Source organism: Mycobacterium heckeshornense (genome assembly GCF_016592155.1).
GTDB lineage: Bacteria > Actinomycetota > Actinomycetes > Mycobacteriales > Mycobacteriaceae > Mycobacterium > Mycobacterium heckeshornense.
The window spans coordinates 1,514,323-1,530,385 of record NZ_AP024237.1 but is presented as its reverse complement, the minus strand read 5'-3'; the positions used below and the strand labels follow the sequence as shown (position 1 = coordinate 1,530,385).

At 65.5% G+C, this 16,063-nt stretch carries 12 protein-coding genes and 1 pseudogene; 8 read left to right on the top strand and 5 right to left on the bottom strand.

Annotated features, from left to right (window positions below; genetic code table 11):
* Positions 1–31 precede the first annotated feature (31 nt).
* Positions 32–421 carry a PaaI family thioesterase gene (locus MHEC_RS07395; protein WP_082169882.1) on the top strand — a complete coding sequence of 130 codons (390 nt, stop codon included), beginning with the start codon at positions 32–34 and terminating at the stop codon, positions 419–421.
* 24 nt (positions 422–445) lie between these two features.
* Here the strand turns inward: MHEC_RS07395 and MHEC_RS07390 are convergent, their stop codons facing one another.
* Positions 446–937, bottom strand: a complete 492-nt coding sequence (locus MHEC_RS07390; protein ID WP_048891728.1) for a beta-class carbonic anhydrase — start codon at positions 935–937, stop codon at positions 446–448.
* Between the two features lie 206 nt (positions 938–1,143).
* Here MHEC_RS07390 and MHEC_RS07385 point away from each other — a divergent pair, with 206 nt between their 5' ends.
* The 4 genes and pseudogenes from MHEC_RS07385 (at position 1,144) to MHEC_RS07370 (ending at position 6,580) form a co-directional block, all read left to right on the top strand.
* Positions 1,144–2,121, top strand: coding sequence for an ABC transporter permease (locus MHEC_RS07385; protein WP_048891689.1), 978 nt, complete (start codon positions 1,144–1,146; stop codon positions 2,119–2,121).
* Complete coding sequence (locus tag MHEC_RS07380; RefSeq protein WP_048891688.1) at positions 2,118–3,050, top strand: ABC transporter permease; 933 nt, start codon at positions 2,118–2,120, stop codon at positions 3,048–3,050. Before MHEC_RS07385 ends, MHEC_RS07380 begins: the two co-directional genes overlap by 4 nt.
* Positions 3,020–4,897 carry a dipeptide ABC transporter ATP-binding protein gene (locus MHEC_RS07375; protein WP_048891687.1) on the top strand — a complete coding sequence of 626 codons (1,878 nt, stop codon included), beginning with the start codon at positions 3,020–3,022 and terminating at the stop codon, positions 4,895–4,897. Before MHEC_RS07380 ends, MHEC_RS07375 begins: the two co-directional genes overlap by 31 nt.
* Positions 4,898–4,922: 25 nt before the next feature.
* Positions 4,923–6,580, top strand: a pseudogene (locus tag MHEC_RS07370) (ABC transporter family substrate-binding protein).
* Here the strand turns inward: MHEC_RS07370 and MHEC_RS07365 are convergent.
* The gene (locus tag MHEC_RS07365; RefSeq protein ID WP_048891685.1) at positions 6,550–9,204 is read right to left on the bottom strand and encodes an AAA family ATPase; all 2,655 of its coding nucleotides are present in this window, start codon (positions 9,202–9,204) and stop codon (positions 6,550–6,552) included. The pseudogene MHEC_RS07370 and the gene MHEC_RS07365 overlap by 31 nt on opposite strands.
* Entirely contained in the window at positions 9,201–10,358 is a 1,158-nt protein-coding gene (locus MHEC_RS07360) for a metallophosphoesterase family protein (RefSeq protein ID WP_048891727.1), read from the bottom strand. Before MHEC_RS07360 ends, MHEC_RS07365 begins: the two co-directional genes overlap by 4 nt.
* A 118-nt stretch (positions 10,359–10,476) precedes the next feature.
* Here MHEC_RS07360 and MHEC_RS07355 point away from each other — a divergent pair, with 118 nt between their 5' ends.
* Entirely contained in the window at positions 10,477–10,983 is a 507-nt protein-coding gene (locus MHEC_RS07355; protein WP_048891684.1) for a SixA phosphatase family protein, read from the top strand.
* An 80-nt stretch (positions 10,984–11,063) separates the two neighbouring features.
* Here MHEC_RS07355 and MHEC_RS07350 read toward each other — a convergent pair whose 3' ends face one another.
* Both MHEC_RS07350 and MHEC_RS07345 read right to left on the bottom strand, forming a co-directional pair.
* Positions 11,064–11,609 (bottom strand): DUF3558 domain-containing protein, encoded by a 546-nt coding sequence (locus MHEC_RS07350; RefSeq protein WP_172442162.1) that lies wholly within the window; start codon positions 11,607–11,609, stop codon positions 11,064–11,066.
* A gap of 8 nt (positions 11,610–11,617) precedes the next feature.
* Positions 11,618–12,112, bottom strand: coding sequence for a DUF3558 domain-containing protein (locus MHEC_RS07345; RefSeq protein WP_275999738.1), 495 nt, complete (start codon positions 12,110–12,112; stop codon positions 11,618–11,620).
* Between the two features lie 226 nt (positions 12,113–12,338).
* Between MHEC_RS07345 and MHEC_RS07340 the strand changes: the two genes are divergently transcribed.
* Complete coding sequence (locus tag MHEC_RS07340; protein WP_048891682.1) at positions 12,339–14,081, top strand: ABC transporter ATP-binding protein; 1,743 nt, start codon at positions 12,339–12,341, stop codon at positions 14,079–14,081.
* A gap of 8 nt (positions 14,082–14,089) precedes the next feature.
* The gene (locus tag MHEC_RS07335; protein WP_048891725.1) at positions 14,090–16,045 is read left to right on the top strand and encodes an ABC transporter ATP-binding protein; all 1,956 of its coding nucleotides are present in this window, start codon (positions 14,090–14,092) and stop codon (positions 16,043–16,045) included.
* Positions 16,046–16,063: the final 18 nt, after the last annotated feature.

The window sequence follows — 16,063 nt, the reverse complement described above, 5'->3', positions numbered from 1 at the left end:
AACACCCGTCAAACCGCCGAATGGTCGCGACGTGATCGCGCAATTCCTGCCGCAGTCCCCCTTCGTCGCCAAACTTGGAATCGTCGCCGACATGCTCGACGACCACGAGGTGCGGCTGCGTCTCCCGTGGGATCCGTCCAATGTCACCGTCGGCGACATGGTGCACGGCGGTGCTATCGCGACGTTGGCCGATCTCACGGTCATGGCCGCAGCGTGGTGCGGGGCCGACACGCCGCCCCAGCCGAGGGGCGTGACGGTGTCGATGGCGCTGGACTTCATGGCGCCGGCCCGCGCAACCGACGTGATCGGGATAGGCCGGGCGTTGCGGCGCGGCCGGTCACTGGTCAACCGCGAGGCCGAGATCGTCGACCCGCAGGACCGGCTGATCGCGAAGGCGCTTGGCACCTACAAGCTCGGCTGATGGCGCCTGCCCCGCGTCGAGCGGCTAGAGAGTGACCTCGTTGAGCTTGCCGGTGGCGACGTCGAAGATAAACCCGCGCAGCGACTCGTGTTTGGTGACAAACGGGCTGGCCTCGATGCGGCGCAACGACTGGCGAACGTCTTCTTCGAGGTCTGGGAAGGCCTCGGCGGCCCACGGGGGCTTAAGACCGGTCTCCTGCTGGATCGCCCCCTTGAACTCGTCGTCGGTGAACGTGAGCATCCCGCAGTCGGTGTGGTGGATCAGGATGATTTCTCTCGTTCCCAGTAGCCGCTGGCTGATGGCAAGTGAGCGGATTGCGTCGTCGGTGACCACCCCGCCGGCATTCCGAATGACGTGTGCCTCGCCCTCCTTGAGCCCGAGGATGCGGTAGACGTCCAGCCGGGCGTCCATACACGCCAGCACCGCGACGTGTTTGCTCGGCGGCAGCGGCAGCGGGCCTTTGAACGTGGCCGCATATCTGGCGTTATTGGCGAGGTATTCGTCAGTAACCGTCACGCCAATCTCCTTGTGGTCTCGCACGACGTCGTTTGCTGCGCAGACGATTCGGCGGCTGATTCTAGCAATGAGAGGCGGCGATTTCACTGGTCCGGATCAACCCGATCGCAATGGCGCACTACCCACCATGGCCGCCACGCCAATCAGCCGGGCCGTGCGTCTTCTCGCTACCCTGTGCGCATGCGAGACTGGCCAAGCAGGCAGACATGATCCGCTTTCTAGCGCGCCGGTTGCTCAACTATGTCGTCCTGTTGACGCTGGCGTCTTTTCTGGCGTTCTGCCTGACCTCGGTGACATTTCATCCCCTGGACAGTTTCATCCAGCGCCACCCACAGCCCCCGCCCGAAGCCATCCATGCCAAAGCCGTTGAGCTTGGCCTGGATAAGCCCATACCGCTGCGGTACGCAAAATGGGCTTCCGGGGCGGTCCGCGGTGACTTCGGCGCGACGGTGACCGGTCATCCTGTCTCGCAGGAGCTGTGGCGCCGGATCGGAGTCAGCCTTCGGCTGTTGGCGATCGGCTCGGTGCTGGGCGCGGTGATCGGCGTCGCGGCGGGAGCCTGGGGAGCGGTGCGCCAGTACCGCCTCAGCGATCGCGTCATCACCGTGCTGTCGTTGACCGTCCTGAGCATTCCGTCCTTCGTGCTGGCCGGCCTGCTCATCCTGGCCGGGCTGCGGGTGAACGACTTCACCGGGCTGAGGATCTTTTTGTACACCGGTGAGACGTCACCGATTTCGGCCGGCGGAGTATGGCATCAGCTGGTCGACCGGATCCAGCATATTGTGTTGCCGACTCTGACGCTCGCGCTGGCCGCGATCGCAGGGTTCAGCCGCTACCAACGTAACGCGATGCTCGACGTGCTCAGTGAAGATTTCATCCGGACCGCGCGCGCCAAGGGTCTGACCCGGCGGCGTGCGCTGTTCAAACACGGCTTGCGCACCGCGCTGATTCCGATGGCCACGTTGTTCGCCTACGGGGTCAGCGGTCTGGTCGTCGGCGCAGTTTTCGTCGAGAAGATCTTCGGCTGGCATGGCATGGGCGAGTGGGTGGTACAAGGCATCTCGACGCAGGACACCAACGTGGTCGCGGCAATCACCGTGTTTTCCGGGGCGGCGGTTCTACTTGCCGGACTGTTGTCCGATGTCATCTATGCGGCGCTGGATCCACGGGTGCGGGTGTCATGACGCAACAGACCAGCCCCGAGACCACCGCCGTCCAGTCCGGCATCGAAGCAGTCGCGTTCACTTCCCGGCGAAACCTGGTGGTACGCCGGTTCATCCGCAACAAGCCCGCGGTGGCGGCGTTGATCCTGCTCGTCCTGCTCTTCGTCGGCTGCTACGCGCTGCCGACGCTCCTGCCCTATAGCTACACGGCTCTGGACTACGACGCGCTGTTGCAGCCGCCGTCAGTGCGGCACTGGTTCGGCACCAATGCACTCGGCCAGGATCTTTTGGCTAGGACCCTGCGCGGCATGCAGAAGTCGATGCTGATCGGCTTTTGCGTGGCAGTGATCTCGACGAGTATCGCCGCCGCGGTCGGATCGGTGGCCGGTTACTTCGGCGGCTGGCGCGACCGGGCGTTGATGTGGCTGGTCGACCTGCTGCTGGTGGTGCCCAGCTTCATCCTGATCGCCATCGTCACTCCACGGGCCAAACAGTCGAGTAGCATTCTGTGGCTCATCGCGCTGCTAGCGGCGTTCGGCTGGATGGTGAGCTCACGAATGGTGCGCGGTTTGACGATGAGCCTGCGAGAACGCGAATTTGTCCGGGCAGCGAAATATGCGGGCGCCACAACCCATCGCGTCATCGTCCATCACATCGTACCGAATGTCGCTTCGATCCTGATTATTGACGCCACACTCAACGTCGGATTCGCTATCCTCGCCGAAACGGGGTTGAGCTTTTTGGGATTTGGCATCCAACCGCCCGATGTTTCACTAGGCACACTGATCGCCGACGGCACGCCTTCGACGACGACATTCCCATGGGTTTTTCTGTTCCCGGCCGGAGCATTGGTGCTGATCGTATTGTGCACCAACCTTACCGGTGACGGCTTGCGTGACGCCTTGGATCCGGGTAGCGGATGGTCACGCCGCAGGAGGCGGCCCAAGTGACGGCTGTGCTCGACGTGACTGATCTGAACGTGAGCTTCGAAACCGAGGACATCCGGGTGCCCGCGGTGCGGGGCACGAGCTACCACATCGATCCGGGCGAAGTGGTCGCGATCGTCGGCGAATCCGGTTGCGGCAAAACAACCGCGGCCTTAGCCGTGATCGGATTGCTGCCGGAATACGCTCGAGTGTCGGGATCGATACGGCTGCACGGCAAGGAGCTACTCGGGCTGTCCGACCGCGCGATGTCACAGATCCGCGGCAGGATGATCGGCACCGTATTTCAAGACCCGATGTCGGCGCTGACACCCGTCTACACCATCGGCGACCAGATAGCGGAAGCTATCGAGGTCCACAATCGCGAGATCAGCCGGGCCGATGCGCGCCGGCGTGCCGTCGAGCTGCTCGAGCTGGTCGGCATCGCGCAGCCGCGGCGCCGGGCCAGGGCCTTCCCGCACGAGCTCTCAGGTGGCGAGCGCCAGCGGGTGGTGATCGCAATCGCGATCGCCAACGACCCGGATCTGCTCATCTGCGACGAACCCACCACTGCGCTGGATGTCACGGTGCAGGCGCAGATTCTCGACGTGCTGAGAACCGCTCGCGACGTCACCGGCGCCGGAGTGCTGATCATCACCCACGACCTGGGTGTGGTGTCGGAATTCGCCGACCGGGCACTGGTCATGTATGCCGGACGTCCCGTCGAGATCGCCACAGTCGACGAGCTCTACCGCGACCGCCGCATGCCTTACACAGTCGGGCTGCTCGGCTCGGTGCCGCGACTCGACGCCGCGCAGGGCACCCGGCTGATTCCGATCCCGGGAGCGCCGCCGACGATGACGTCGCTTTCGCCCGGCGCCTGTACGTTCGCTCCTCGCTGCCCCTTGGCGATTGACGAATGCCGTTCGGCGGAGCCCGATCTCGCCTACGTCGCCGACGGCCACTGGGCGGCGTGCATCCGCACCGACGACGTCGCGGGACGCAGCGCAGCCGACGTGTTCGGCGTGTCAACGCAGCCGCAGCCGACCGATGCCGCTGGGGGGCACCCACGGGTGGTGCTGCGGGTCACCGACCTCGCCAAAACCTACCGGCTCACCAAGGGCGTGGTGTTGCGCAGGCAGGTGGGCGAGGTGCGTGCGGTCGACGGGATCAGCTTCACCTTGGAACAGGGCCGGACGTTGGGCATCGTCGGCGAATCCGGTTCGGGCAAATCGACGACCCTAACGCAAATTCTGGAGTTCACCAAGCCGGAGGCAGGTTCCATCGAGATCCTCGGCGCCGATGTCGCGGTTCTCGACTCAGCCGCCCGACGTCGACTGCGGACCGAGCTGCAGGTGGTGTTTCAGGATCCAATCGCCTCACTCGATCCACGGCTGCCGGTCTTCGACGTGATCGCTGAACCGTTGCGTGCCAACGGATTCAGCAAGCGTGAGTGCGACGAACGAGTCGCTGAACTCCTGGCGGTCGTCGGACTGGACCACTCCGACGCCAGCCGCTATCCCGCCGAGTTCTCCGGCGGACAAAAGCAGCGGATCGGGATCGCCCGTGCGCTTGCGCTGCGGCCGAAGATCCTCGCCCTCGACGAGCCGGTGTCAGCGCTCGACGTATCGATCCAGGCCGGCATCGTCAACTTGCTGCTGGACCTGCAGCGGCAGTTCGGGTTGTCCTACCTCTTTGTGTCACATGATCTTTCGGTTGTTAAGCATTTGGCCCATCGGGTGGCGGTGATGTACCGGGGAATGATTGTGGAGCAGGGAGACAGCGATCAGGTGTTCACCAACCCGCAACACGAGTACACCAGACGACTGCTGGCGGCGGTGCCGCGGGCACATTCCGATGTGGCCAGCGGTTAGCATCGCGCGGGTGAGGCACCCGGCGATGGCTTACAAGGTTGCGTTACTTGCGCTCGTTGTCGGTCTGATCGCCGCCGGGTGCGCGGCCGGATATCGGGACCTGCAGCACGGCCACACCGCGCGCGTCGGCACCACCAGCGACATAAATCCGCGTGACCCGGCCACCCTGCGCGACGGCGGTAACCTGCGCCTTGCGCTGACGGGATTCCCGTCGAATTTCAACGAGTTGAACATCGACGGCAACACGGCCGACGTCGGCTCGATCGTCATGCCGACACTGCCGGGGGCATTTATCACCCAGGCAGATGGATCGCTAAAACTCAACACTGACTATTTCATCGGTGCCGAGTTGACCAGCATCGACCCGCAGGTGGTCACCTACACCATCAATCCCAAAGCCGTCTGGAGCGATGGCACCCCATTCACCTGGGAAGATCTCAGATCCGAGGTCGAAGCGTGCAGCGGCCGGGACAAGCGATACCTGATCGCGAGCAGGGCCGGGTTCGAACGGGTGCGCTCGGTGACCCGCGGAGTTGACGATCGCCAGGCCGTCGTCACCTTCGCCCAACCGTATGCGGAGTGGCGCGGGATGTTTGCCGGCGGCATCCAACCCCGCAGCATGACGGCGAATCCCGACGTCTTCAACAAGGGCCAGCTCAATGCGCCGGGCCCGTCGGCCGGACCGTTCATCGTTTCCACCATCGACAAGACCGCGCAGCGCATCGTGCTGACCCGCAACCCTCGCTGGTGGGGTGCCAAGCCGCGACTTGACTCCATCACCTTTTTGGTGCTCGACGCCACCGCGGTCATTCCCGCCCTGCAAAACAACGCTATCGACGCCGCCGGTGTGACGACGCTCGACGATTTAGTCACTGCGCAGCGAACTGCGGGGATCGTGATCCGGCGTGCGCCGGCGCCAACCTGGTACCACCTGACTTTCAACGGCGCACCCGGGTCCCTCTTGGCCGACGCGCGGTTGCGGCTGGCGATCTGCAGGGGCATCGACCGCCAGGCCATCGTCAATGTCGTCCAGCACGGCCTGACCGATCACCCGGCTCCGCTGAACAACCATGTCTACGTCGCGGGCCAGCTCGGCTACCAAAACAACAGTGCTCCAGCCGCTTTCAATCCTGACCAGGCGCGTAGAGATTTGGATGCGCTGGGCTGGAAGCTCAATGGCACGGTGCGGGAAAAGAACGGAAAACGGCTTGTCATCCGGGATGTGTTTTATGACGCGCCGACGGCCCGGCAGATCGCCCTGGTCGCTCAGCACAACCTGGCGCAGATCGGTGTCAAGCTGGTGCTCGAACCGAAGCCGGGCACCGGGTTTTTCAGCCAGCACGTGAGCGTCGGCGACTTCGACCTCGCTCAGTTCGGTTGGGTGGGTAACGCTTTTCCCCTGTCGGCGCTCCCCAGATCTACACCTCGGACGGTGAAAGCAATTTCGGCAAAATCGGCAGTCCGCAGATCGATGCCAAGATCGAGCAGACACTCTCCGAGTTGGACGACAACAAGGCGCGTGCGCTCGCCAATCAGGTCGATGCGATGATCTGGCGGGAAGGTTTCAGCCTTCCGCTGTTTCAGTCGCCTGGTGATGTGGCGGTGCGCAGCGATCTCGCCAACTATGGCGCGCCGGGGCTGGCCGACCTGGTTTACCCGGCGATCGGATTCACAAGGGACTGAGGCGCTGCGGGGCCGCCCAGATCGATACGTTGCGCGCTGCGCACGCCGTCGTATCGAGCCGGGGTACATGTCAAGATGATGAGTTGTCCATCGGCGCCGACCATGTCGAAAACCTCCCCCATTTTCGCCAATCGGTAGGGATCGGTGAAGCCGAGCGCGTCGTCGATGAGCACCGGGACGGTGTCCTCCTTGGCGACCAGTGCCGCGCACGCCAACCGCACCAGGATGCCCAGCTGCTCTTTGGCCCCGCCCGACAGCGACTCGTAGGGCACCGTGCGACCGTCGACGGTACGACTACGGATGTTCAGTTCACTGTCCAGGTCGACCTCGAAGCCCGGGCCGAACACAGGACGGCCAAGCCGCTGCAGTTCGGTCCGGAACGGCTCGACGTAGCGTGACCGCATGCTGTCACGGTGACGGATCATCACCGTTCGCAGCAATTCCGCAGCACGCGCCCGGCGGCGAATCCGTGAGTACTCGGCCGCAGCATGCTCGCGGCGAGTTTCCGCCGCATCGAGCTTGCCCTTGCGGCCTTCGGTGCCGAAAACCGCGAGTTCGACGGTGATCTCGTGCAGGGCACGGGCCGTTTCGTCGCGCCGTGCGCGCACGTCCTTTGCGGCTGCGGCAGCATCGGCAAGTTCGGAGGCGACCACGTCGGGAGCTGCGGCCTCGAGCTGTTCAGACAGATCCGAGACTCGCCGGTGGGCTGCCTCGGCCGCCCGCCGGTCTGAATCAGCCTTAACGGCTAGCTCCTCGTCGGTGCACGACGGCTGGGCCAGCCGGGCGCGAATAGCATCCAACTCTGTCCGCTGGAGAGCCAGTTTGTCCTGTAAAAGCGTTACGCGCGTGGATATCTCGACGGCACGGCTGGCCGCGGTCACTGCCGCCTGGCGGCATTCGTCGCAGCGTGCAGCCGCCTGCGCATGGGCCGCGTTCGCAGCATCGAGCTCGGAACCGGCGGCGTCGGTGTCCACGACGGCGTCGGCCGGCCCGTCGGGGTGACTGCCACGCACCTGAGCCAGTCGAGCACGCAGCTGGCCAACATCGTCGTCACCGCAGAGGGCCGACAGCGCGGCAGTCAGCTGGTCGCGCTGGTACTGCAGTTCGCGGCGCCGGTTGTCGACGCGTCGCGCCTCGGCCGGGTCAGCCGCCTTGCCTGTCGCCAGCGCATCAGCTAATTCGCTTTGCGCAGCCGCATATTCGGCCTCGATGTCGCGGACAGTGGCTCCGGGAGTGAATCTGGCGGTCAACACGCCGGGCACGGCGATCTCGGTGGGACCGCTCGCCGTCGTCGACCAGCTCTGCCCTGCGGACAGCGCGAACCGCTGTGCCCCGGCCTCGAGCTCGATGTCCACAGCAGCGGTGAATTCCACTGTCGCCGATACCATTTCGAGTTGACTTTTGGCTCGCTCGACAGCCGCGACCGCATGCTCGATCCGCTGCATGACGGCCTCGGTGACGGGGCACTGCGAGAGCTCTGCGCAGATCCGGTCCCGGTCGCGGTGGGCGGCTTCGATCTTGGCCAACTGTGCGGCCAGGCGGTTGGCCTCCGCGCGCTCGGACAGTGTCTCCAGCGCATGCCGCGCGGTGTCGACTCGTCGGCGGGCAGCTGCCAGATCCTCGCCGGCCTGTTCCACCGCGGCGTCCGCGGCGGCGACAGCCTCACGCGCCGTCGACTGGGCATCGGCGGCCTGGCGGAGTTCGGTTTCTAAAGACGCGATCGCGGCGGTGCGAGCGTCAATCTCGGCGCGCAGCCTCAGCCGCTCGCCATGCACGGCGTTGGATGCGGTGCTGGTCGCGGCCGCGGCAGTGGCGATCAGCCGGGCCTCGCGGAGTTGCTCGGTGAGCTCGGTAATCCGGGCGGCGGCCGCCCGCGCGGCGCAGTGGCGGGCCTCGGCGTCGTGCTGACGCCTGGACAACTCGGCCAGTTCGTCGGTCAACGCGGCGTGCCGGCGCACCCGCTCGTCGACTTCGGCGACGGCCGCAGCGCAGCGGGCCACCTCCTGCTCGGCGTCGTGCAATCGGGAGATCGCGACCGCCCACTCCCCGGTGGGACGTCCGGTCGGCGTGAAGTAGCGGGCATACTCGGCGTCGATCCGCTCGATTAGCGACGGCTCGGCGCCCGACAGAGTGGCGGCATCGCCGGCCGCGACGTCGAGCGCACGCGACAGCGCGTCGCAGCCGGCGAGGTCAACCGCGGTGGTTGAGCTCGCCTGCAGCACCCGTTGGGCATGCCAAAGTTCGGTGTCCACCGTTTCGGCCAGTATTGCGCGCACCCGCTCGTGTGCTTCGTCGCCGGTCAGCTGTTCCCGGTGTGGGGCCAACACTGTCAGTCGGGTCTCGCACTTCTTGTGAAAGCGTTTGTGGTAGACGAAACGATAAGGGCCCGTGCTGATTTCGGCGGTGACCTCCGATCCGACGTCGGCGTGCGTGGGTTTGACCTGCTTGACGTCTTTCTTCGTCGAGCGGTCTTTGGACTCCAGCAGCAGATCCAACGCCTCGATCATCGACGATTTGCCGATTTCGTTGGGACCGCACACGACAACCACGCCGCTGTCGGGGAATTCGACCTCGCGGTGAGCGATACCACGGTAGTTGGTCAGGACCAAACGGTGCAGTTTCATGCCGCACCCCGACCGCGATCGGCCAGCCGCAACAGCAGCGCCAGCGCCGCCTGGGCGTCCTCGGCGGCTTCGCCGCTGCCGCTACGCGCGGTGGCGACGAGCTCATCGACGGCCGCGGCCGCGAACCCGCCGACACCGAGATCGCCGAACTCGCCGTCGGCCGGGATCACCGTCAACTCGCTGTGACGCTCCCACAGCCCCAGCCAGGCGAACACCCGCGAGTACTTGTCCAGGCAGGCGTCCAGGGCGGCACGGTCGGTGACCGTCAGCGAACCGGTCAAGGCCAGCCGCACCACGGTGCGGTCCTTGTCGGTCAGCTGATCGAGGTTCACGTCGAGGTCGGCGATGTCGCGGCTGTCGTCGACCTGGCGGCGCAAGGTGAGGAAGCGCCAGCGACCGACGCGGCGCACGTCGACGGTGACCGTCCGCCGCGGGTCGGCTTCGTCGATGTCGACGACAAGCACGTGGCCGGGGTCGGCTTCGACGTCGTCGAAGTTGGTGACCTCCGGCGAGCCCGAGTACCATACCCGTCCGCTGTCCCCGACCTTGGTGACCGAATGCTTGTCGCCCAGCGCGACATAATGCACCACACCGCGGGCCAGCGCGTCTTCCAGGGTGGCGAGCCGGATCAATGACGGCTTGCCCGGGTCGGGGTCGAGCACGTCGACGCCGCCGTGGGCGACGAGTATTCGGGTGTCCCCGTCGCCGGACAGGCCGTCGAGCACCGCGGCGGCCAAGTCGGTGGTGGGCGCCTTGGACCGCCACGGCGCGGCGACCAGCTGCAGACCGCGGCGCACCTCGTGCACACCGGGCCGGTCGAGCACGACGACGTTGTCCGGGCGTTCGGCGGTGAACAGCGCGCTGGTGTACACCGACGACGCGTCCAGCGGGTCATGGTTGCCCGGCAGCAAGTAGACCGGAACACCGATGGCGCGCATCGCTTCCAGCGACTGACTGACCACCTGCGGCGCAAGCTGGTTGTGTTCGAAGACATCGCCAGCGACGACCACGAACTCCGCACCCACCCCGTGGGCCAACGCGCCGAGACCGGATACCGCGTCGCGGCGGGCCGCCGAATACCGGGGCTGAGCCTCGCCGGCCAGGAAGTGGCGGGTCATGCCCAGCTGCCAGTCGGCGGTGTGCACGAACCGCATGCCGATCCCGTCCTTTCTGTCGTGCCGTGACCCGGGCATCGCGAGTGTAGGACCGGCCGCCGACAAGTCGGGGGACCTCGCTCGGCACGTCCGAGCTTGTCGCTTTACGGTGGGTCACGTGGGTGGTCCGGTGCGCACCTTGGTGCTGCTGCGGCACGCTAAGTCGGCCTACCCGGACGGCGTTGCCGACCACGAGCGGCCGCTGGCGCCGCGCGGCGAACGGGAAGCGGGGTTGGCCGGGGACTGGCTGCGCAAAAATGTCCCTGCCGTCGATGCGGTGCTGTGCTCCACGGCCACCCGCGCGCGCCAGACTTTGGCGCACACCGGCATCGACGCGCCGGTGCGCTACCTCGAGCGGTTGTACGGCGCCACGCCTGCAATGGTGATCGATGAGATCAACTCGGTTGCCGACGACATAGGCACCCTGCTGGTCGTCGGGCACGAGCCGACAATATCGGAGTTGGCGATCGGGCTGGCCGGTGCCGAGAAGTCGAACATCGCCGCGCTGGAGCGTCTTTCGGTGAAGTTTCCGACGTCGGCGCTGGCCGTGCTGCAGGCGAGCGCAAGCTGGAAGGATCTGGCGCTCGGCGGCGCCGCGCTGGTCGATTTCCATGTGCCGCGCTGACGCGCGCCGCCAAGCAGGAGCCAGGGTCGTGATGGAGGCGGGATCAGCAGCCGTGGCTTCGTTTGTCTCGGGCGCCAGACCTACGAATTGGTGGACAGCGTCAGTTCCATCAGCTTGATCGCCTGGGCGCAGGCGTCGATGCCGGGCGCCTGCGGGTTGACCCACCAACCGACCACTCCGGCGGCGTCGCTGGCCACACCGCAGGAGCCGTTGGGGTCGTTCGGCCGCATCACGATGGATTGCACGCCGGCAATCGAGCGGCTCTCGATCTGGTACTTCAACCCCTCGGCGACTTTGCGCTCATTGGTCAGGCTGCCCTGTTCGAACCAGAACCGGGTGATGTCGATCAGTCCGGCCGGATTAGCCGCCTGCCATCGGCAGATCGCACCGACGAACGTGCTCTGAATGTCGAGTGGATCGGCGCCCACCGTCTTGGCCAAGATGTCGGTGGTCAGCACCTCGCATTCCTTGAGCAAGTTCGGGTACTGCTGTTGGGAGTTGTTGTTGCGCGGGGTGCCGGCTCCGCCCGCCTTGACCGGATGGCCGGCCACGGACCGCGAACATGCGGTCCCCAAAGCCACCGCGGCTACGACGGCGAGTGCGGCCGCGAGCATCCGATGACGCATTGGACGGCTCATTTCGAGTTCGCAATCGACTGACGAGTCAATTCTTTTGCCACGTCGCATGGATCCGGGAACGGTTTCTGGTTGAAACTCACCGACCATTCGATGAAGTCGTCTTGGAACTGGATACCGACCTCGCACAGCGAGTCGCCCAACGTCGGCTCGCTGCCGATGGCGATGAAGCCACTGTGGCCGTTGATGTTGATGTCTTCAACGCTGGTCCGCGACAGCTCCTCGGTTTTGCGTTCGCGCCCGATCGGGCTACCGCGGTACCAGGAGAAGGAGAAGTGCGGCCCGAGGATGCCGCCGCCCGCCAGCCACTGGCAGCCGACCGAGTTCTGGGCGGTGTTGACCAGTCCGGGAACCTTGGTCAGCTCCGACACCGTCTGGTCGCTGACCCCGCCGCACTGCGGGAAGAACGGTCCGTGCTGTCCCTCGGCGGACGCCGGCGACGACGACTGTGTCGGCTGCGGCCGGCTGGAGCCGGAATCCGAGCACGCGGCCATCACCGGGATCGAGGTCGCCGCCACCACGGCGAGCGCCACTACGCTGCGCCGCACTGCTACACGTACCTTCTGCCTGTCACACGATGCACTGTAGCGGCAGCACCTTGGGTCAACCACGCACAGGCGCTGAGCAGGTCTTTATCACCGCCGATCAACCCGACGCCGGCGCCGATGTCATCCGGCGGTCGTCCGGACCCGACGGGGTGCGCTGTGCGACAGTTACCAGGTGCTCCTGACACTGCTGCGCCACTATGTCCGGCCGTACCGTTGGCTGGTCGCGGCGGTGCTGACCCTACAGCTGATCAGCACGCTGGCATCGCTGTACCTGCCGACCGTCAACGCCACCCTCATCGATGACGGGGTCGCCAAGGGCGACGTGGCCACCATCGTGCGGCTCGGCGGGCTGATGCTGGCGGTCACAGGTCTGCAGGTGCTGTGCTCGGTGGGCGCCGTCTACTTCGGGTCACGCGCCGGGACGGGATTCGGCCGGGATCTGCGCGCGGCGATGTTCGGTCACGTCATCGGCTTCTCCGAGCACGAAACGGTCCGGTTCGGCGCACCGACACTGCTGACCCGCACCACCAACGACGTCCGCCAGGTCCAGCTCCTCGTGCAGTTGACCTGCACCGTGCTGGTCACCGCGCCGATCATGAGCATCGGCGGGATCGTCATGGCCATCCATCAGGACGCGGCGCTGTCGTGGCTGCTGCTGGTCAGCGTTCCGGTGCTGGGGTTGGCCAACTACGGGATCATCTCCCGCATGCTGCCGATCTTCCGCAGCATGCAAAAGCTGATCGACGCCATCAACCGGGTGATGCGCGACCAACTGTCCGGCATCCGCGTGGTCCGGGCGTTCACCCGCGAGCAGTTCGAGCGGGACCGGTTCGCCCACGCCAACCGGGCACTGTCGAATACCGCGCTGGCCGCAGGTAATTGGCAGGCGTTGATGCTGCCGGTGACCACACTGACCATCAACTGCTCCAGCGTGGCGCTGATCTGGTTCGGCGGCCTGCGCATCGACCACGGCCAGATGCACGTCGGCTCGCTGATCGCCTTTCTGTCCTACTTCATGCAGATTTTGATGGCGGTGTTGATGGCCACCATGCTGCTGATGATGCTGCCGCGGGCCTCGGTGTGTGCCGAGCGGATCACCGAGGTGCTATCCACGGGCGTCAGCGTCAGAAATCCCCCAGCGCCGCTGTTTCCGGCCGGCGGTGTGACCGGCGTGGTGCGCCTGGACAGCGCCACATTCAGCTACCCCGGTGCTGATCGAGCTGTGTTGCAGGATGTTTCGCTGACCGCGCTGCCCGGTACCACCACGGCCGTAGTCGGCAGCACCGGTTCGGGAAAGTCGACGCTGATATCGCTGATCTGCCGGCTCTACGACGTGACCGACGGCGCCGTGCTGGTCGACGGCGTCGATGTTCGCGACTACGACATCGAGCGACTGTGGTCGGCGATCGGGCTGGTGCCTCAGCGCGCCTACTTGTTCTCGGGCACCGTCGCAGACAACTTGCGCTCTGGGAAGGCCGACGCGACCGACGACGAGATGTGGGACGCGCTGCGGGTTGCGGACGCCGACAGATTCGTGACCGCGGGCGGCGGGCTGCAGATGCGCGTGGCTCAGGGCGGCGTCAACTTCTCCGGCGGACAGCGACAACGACTGGCGATCGCGCGCGCGGTGATTCGCCGGCCCGCGATCTACTTGTTCGACGACGCGTTCTCCGCACTGGACGTGCACACCGACGCCCGGGTCCGTACGGCGCTACGGCAAGTATCAGCTGACTCGACAATAATCATTGTTGCGCAGCGGATTTCGACCATTGCTCAGGCTGACCGAGTGATCGTCGTCGACGACGGCCGGGTGGTCGGCGCCGGTACACATAGCTCGTTGCTGGCCGAGTGTCCGACCTACGCCGAATTCGTCGACTCGCAGTCGCCCGCCGCGAGGGTCGGGAGGGCACAATGACCGTGGCGATGAGCAGACCGATCCGCGGAGCGGTTCAAGCCCCCGCGGAGCGGTCCCAGAATTTTCTGGGTTCGGTCATCCGTCTGATGAAACGTGTTGCACCCCAACGATGGCTGGCTGCCTCCGTGGTCACGCTCTCGATGGCCGGCATTGCGGTTTCGGTGGTCGGACCCCGCGTACTGGGTCATGCCACTGATCTTCTGTTCGACGGTGTGATCAGCCGACAACTACCGGCCGGGACCACCAAGGAGCAAGCCGTCGCCGCCGCCCGCGCCCATGGCAACGGTACATTCGCAGACTTGCTTTCCAGGATGAACCTGGTTCCCGGCCGCGGCGTGGATTTCGGGGCCGTCGGGCGCACGCTCGCGTTGGCAGTGGCCATCTACCTTGTTGCAGCGGCGCTGTTTTGGGCGCAGGCGCGGCTGCTCAACCTGACCATTCAGCGGACGATGAGCGCGCTGCGCAGCGACGTGGAGGACAAGGTGCACCGGTTGCCGCTGTCGTTCTTCGACACTCGGCAGCGCGGCGAGCTGCTCAGCCGGGTCACCAATGACGTCGACAACGTCCAGACGTCGATCTCGGTGACGATCAGCCAGCTGTTGAGCGCGGTGCTAACTGTGGTGGCCGTGGTGGCGATGATGACGTCAATCTCTGCGCTGCTGGCCGGAATAACGCTGCTGATGGTGCCACTGTCAGTAGCCGTCACCCGGGTAATCACGCGACGGTCGCAACGGCTCTTCGTTGCCCAGTGGACCAACACCGGGCGGCTCAACGCCCACATCGAGGAGACGTACAGCGGTTTCACGGTGGTAAAGACGTATGGCCACCGGGCGCGTGCGCTAGAGCAGTTCCGCGAAGTCAACGACGATGTGTACCGGGCAAGTTTCGGCGCACAGTTCGTATCCGGTCTGCTGTCGCCCGCGGCGATGTTCATCGGCAACCTCAGCTTTGTCGCGGTGGCGGTGGTCGGCGGTCTGCAGGTGGCAACCGGACAGATCACGCTGGGCAGCGTCCAGGCGTTCATCCAATACGTGCGCCAGTTCACCCAACCGCTGACCCAGCTGGCAGCCATGTACAACAGCCTGCAATCCGGAGTGGCAAGCGCCGAGCGGGTTTTCGAATTCCTCGACGAGACCGAAGAGCCCGCTGACCACGCCGTGGCGCTGCCGTCGGTCAACGGTGAAAAGCCGCCGGGCGACAACACCGGCCGGGCAATGGCAGCGTCAAGAAGCGCATATTCCGGCGGTCTGCGGGTCGAGTTCCAACACGTTAGTTTCGCTTACCTCCCGGGCACGCCGGTGATCCGAGATGTGTCCTTCGTCGCCGAGGCGGGCAGCACGATCGCAATCGTCGGACCGACCGGGGCTGGCAAGACCACGCTGGTAAACCTGCTGATGCGGTTCTACGACGTGGATTCGGGGCGGATTCTGGTCGACGGCGTCGACATCTCCTCGGTGAGCCGTCAGTCGCTGCGGTCGCGGATCGGCATGGTGCTGCAAGACACCTGGCTGTTCGAGGGCACGATCGCAGAGAACATCGCCTACGGGCGGCCGGATGCCAGCAGCGACGAGATCCTGGAAGCTGCCAAGGCGGCTTACGTCGACCGGTTCATCCACGCGCTGCCCGACGGATATCAGACGCGAATCAGCAACGACGGCGCCAACATCAGCGTCGGCGAGAAGCAACTAATCACCATCGCGCGAGCGTATTTGGCCCGCCCTCAACTGCTGATCCTCGATGAGGCAACCAGTTCGGTCGACAGCCGTACCGAGCTGTTTGTGCAGCGCGCGAAGAACGAGCTGCGTCGCGGTCGGACCAGCTTTATTATCGCCCATCGTCTTTCGACAATCCGGGATGCCGCCCACATCTTGGTGATGCAGGCTGGCAGGATCGTCGAGCAGGGTAGCCACGACGAGTTGCTGGCGCAGCGTGGGGCCTATTGGGAGATGACACAGCATCAGTAGCCGCTGCGACCGCGCGAA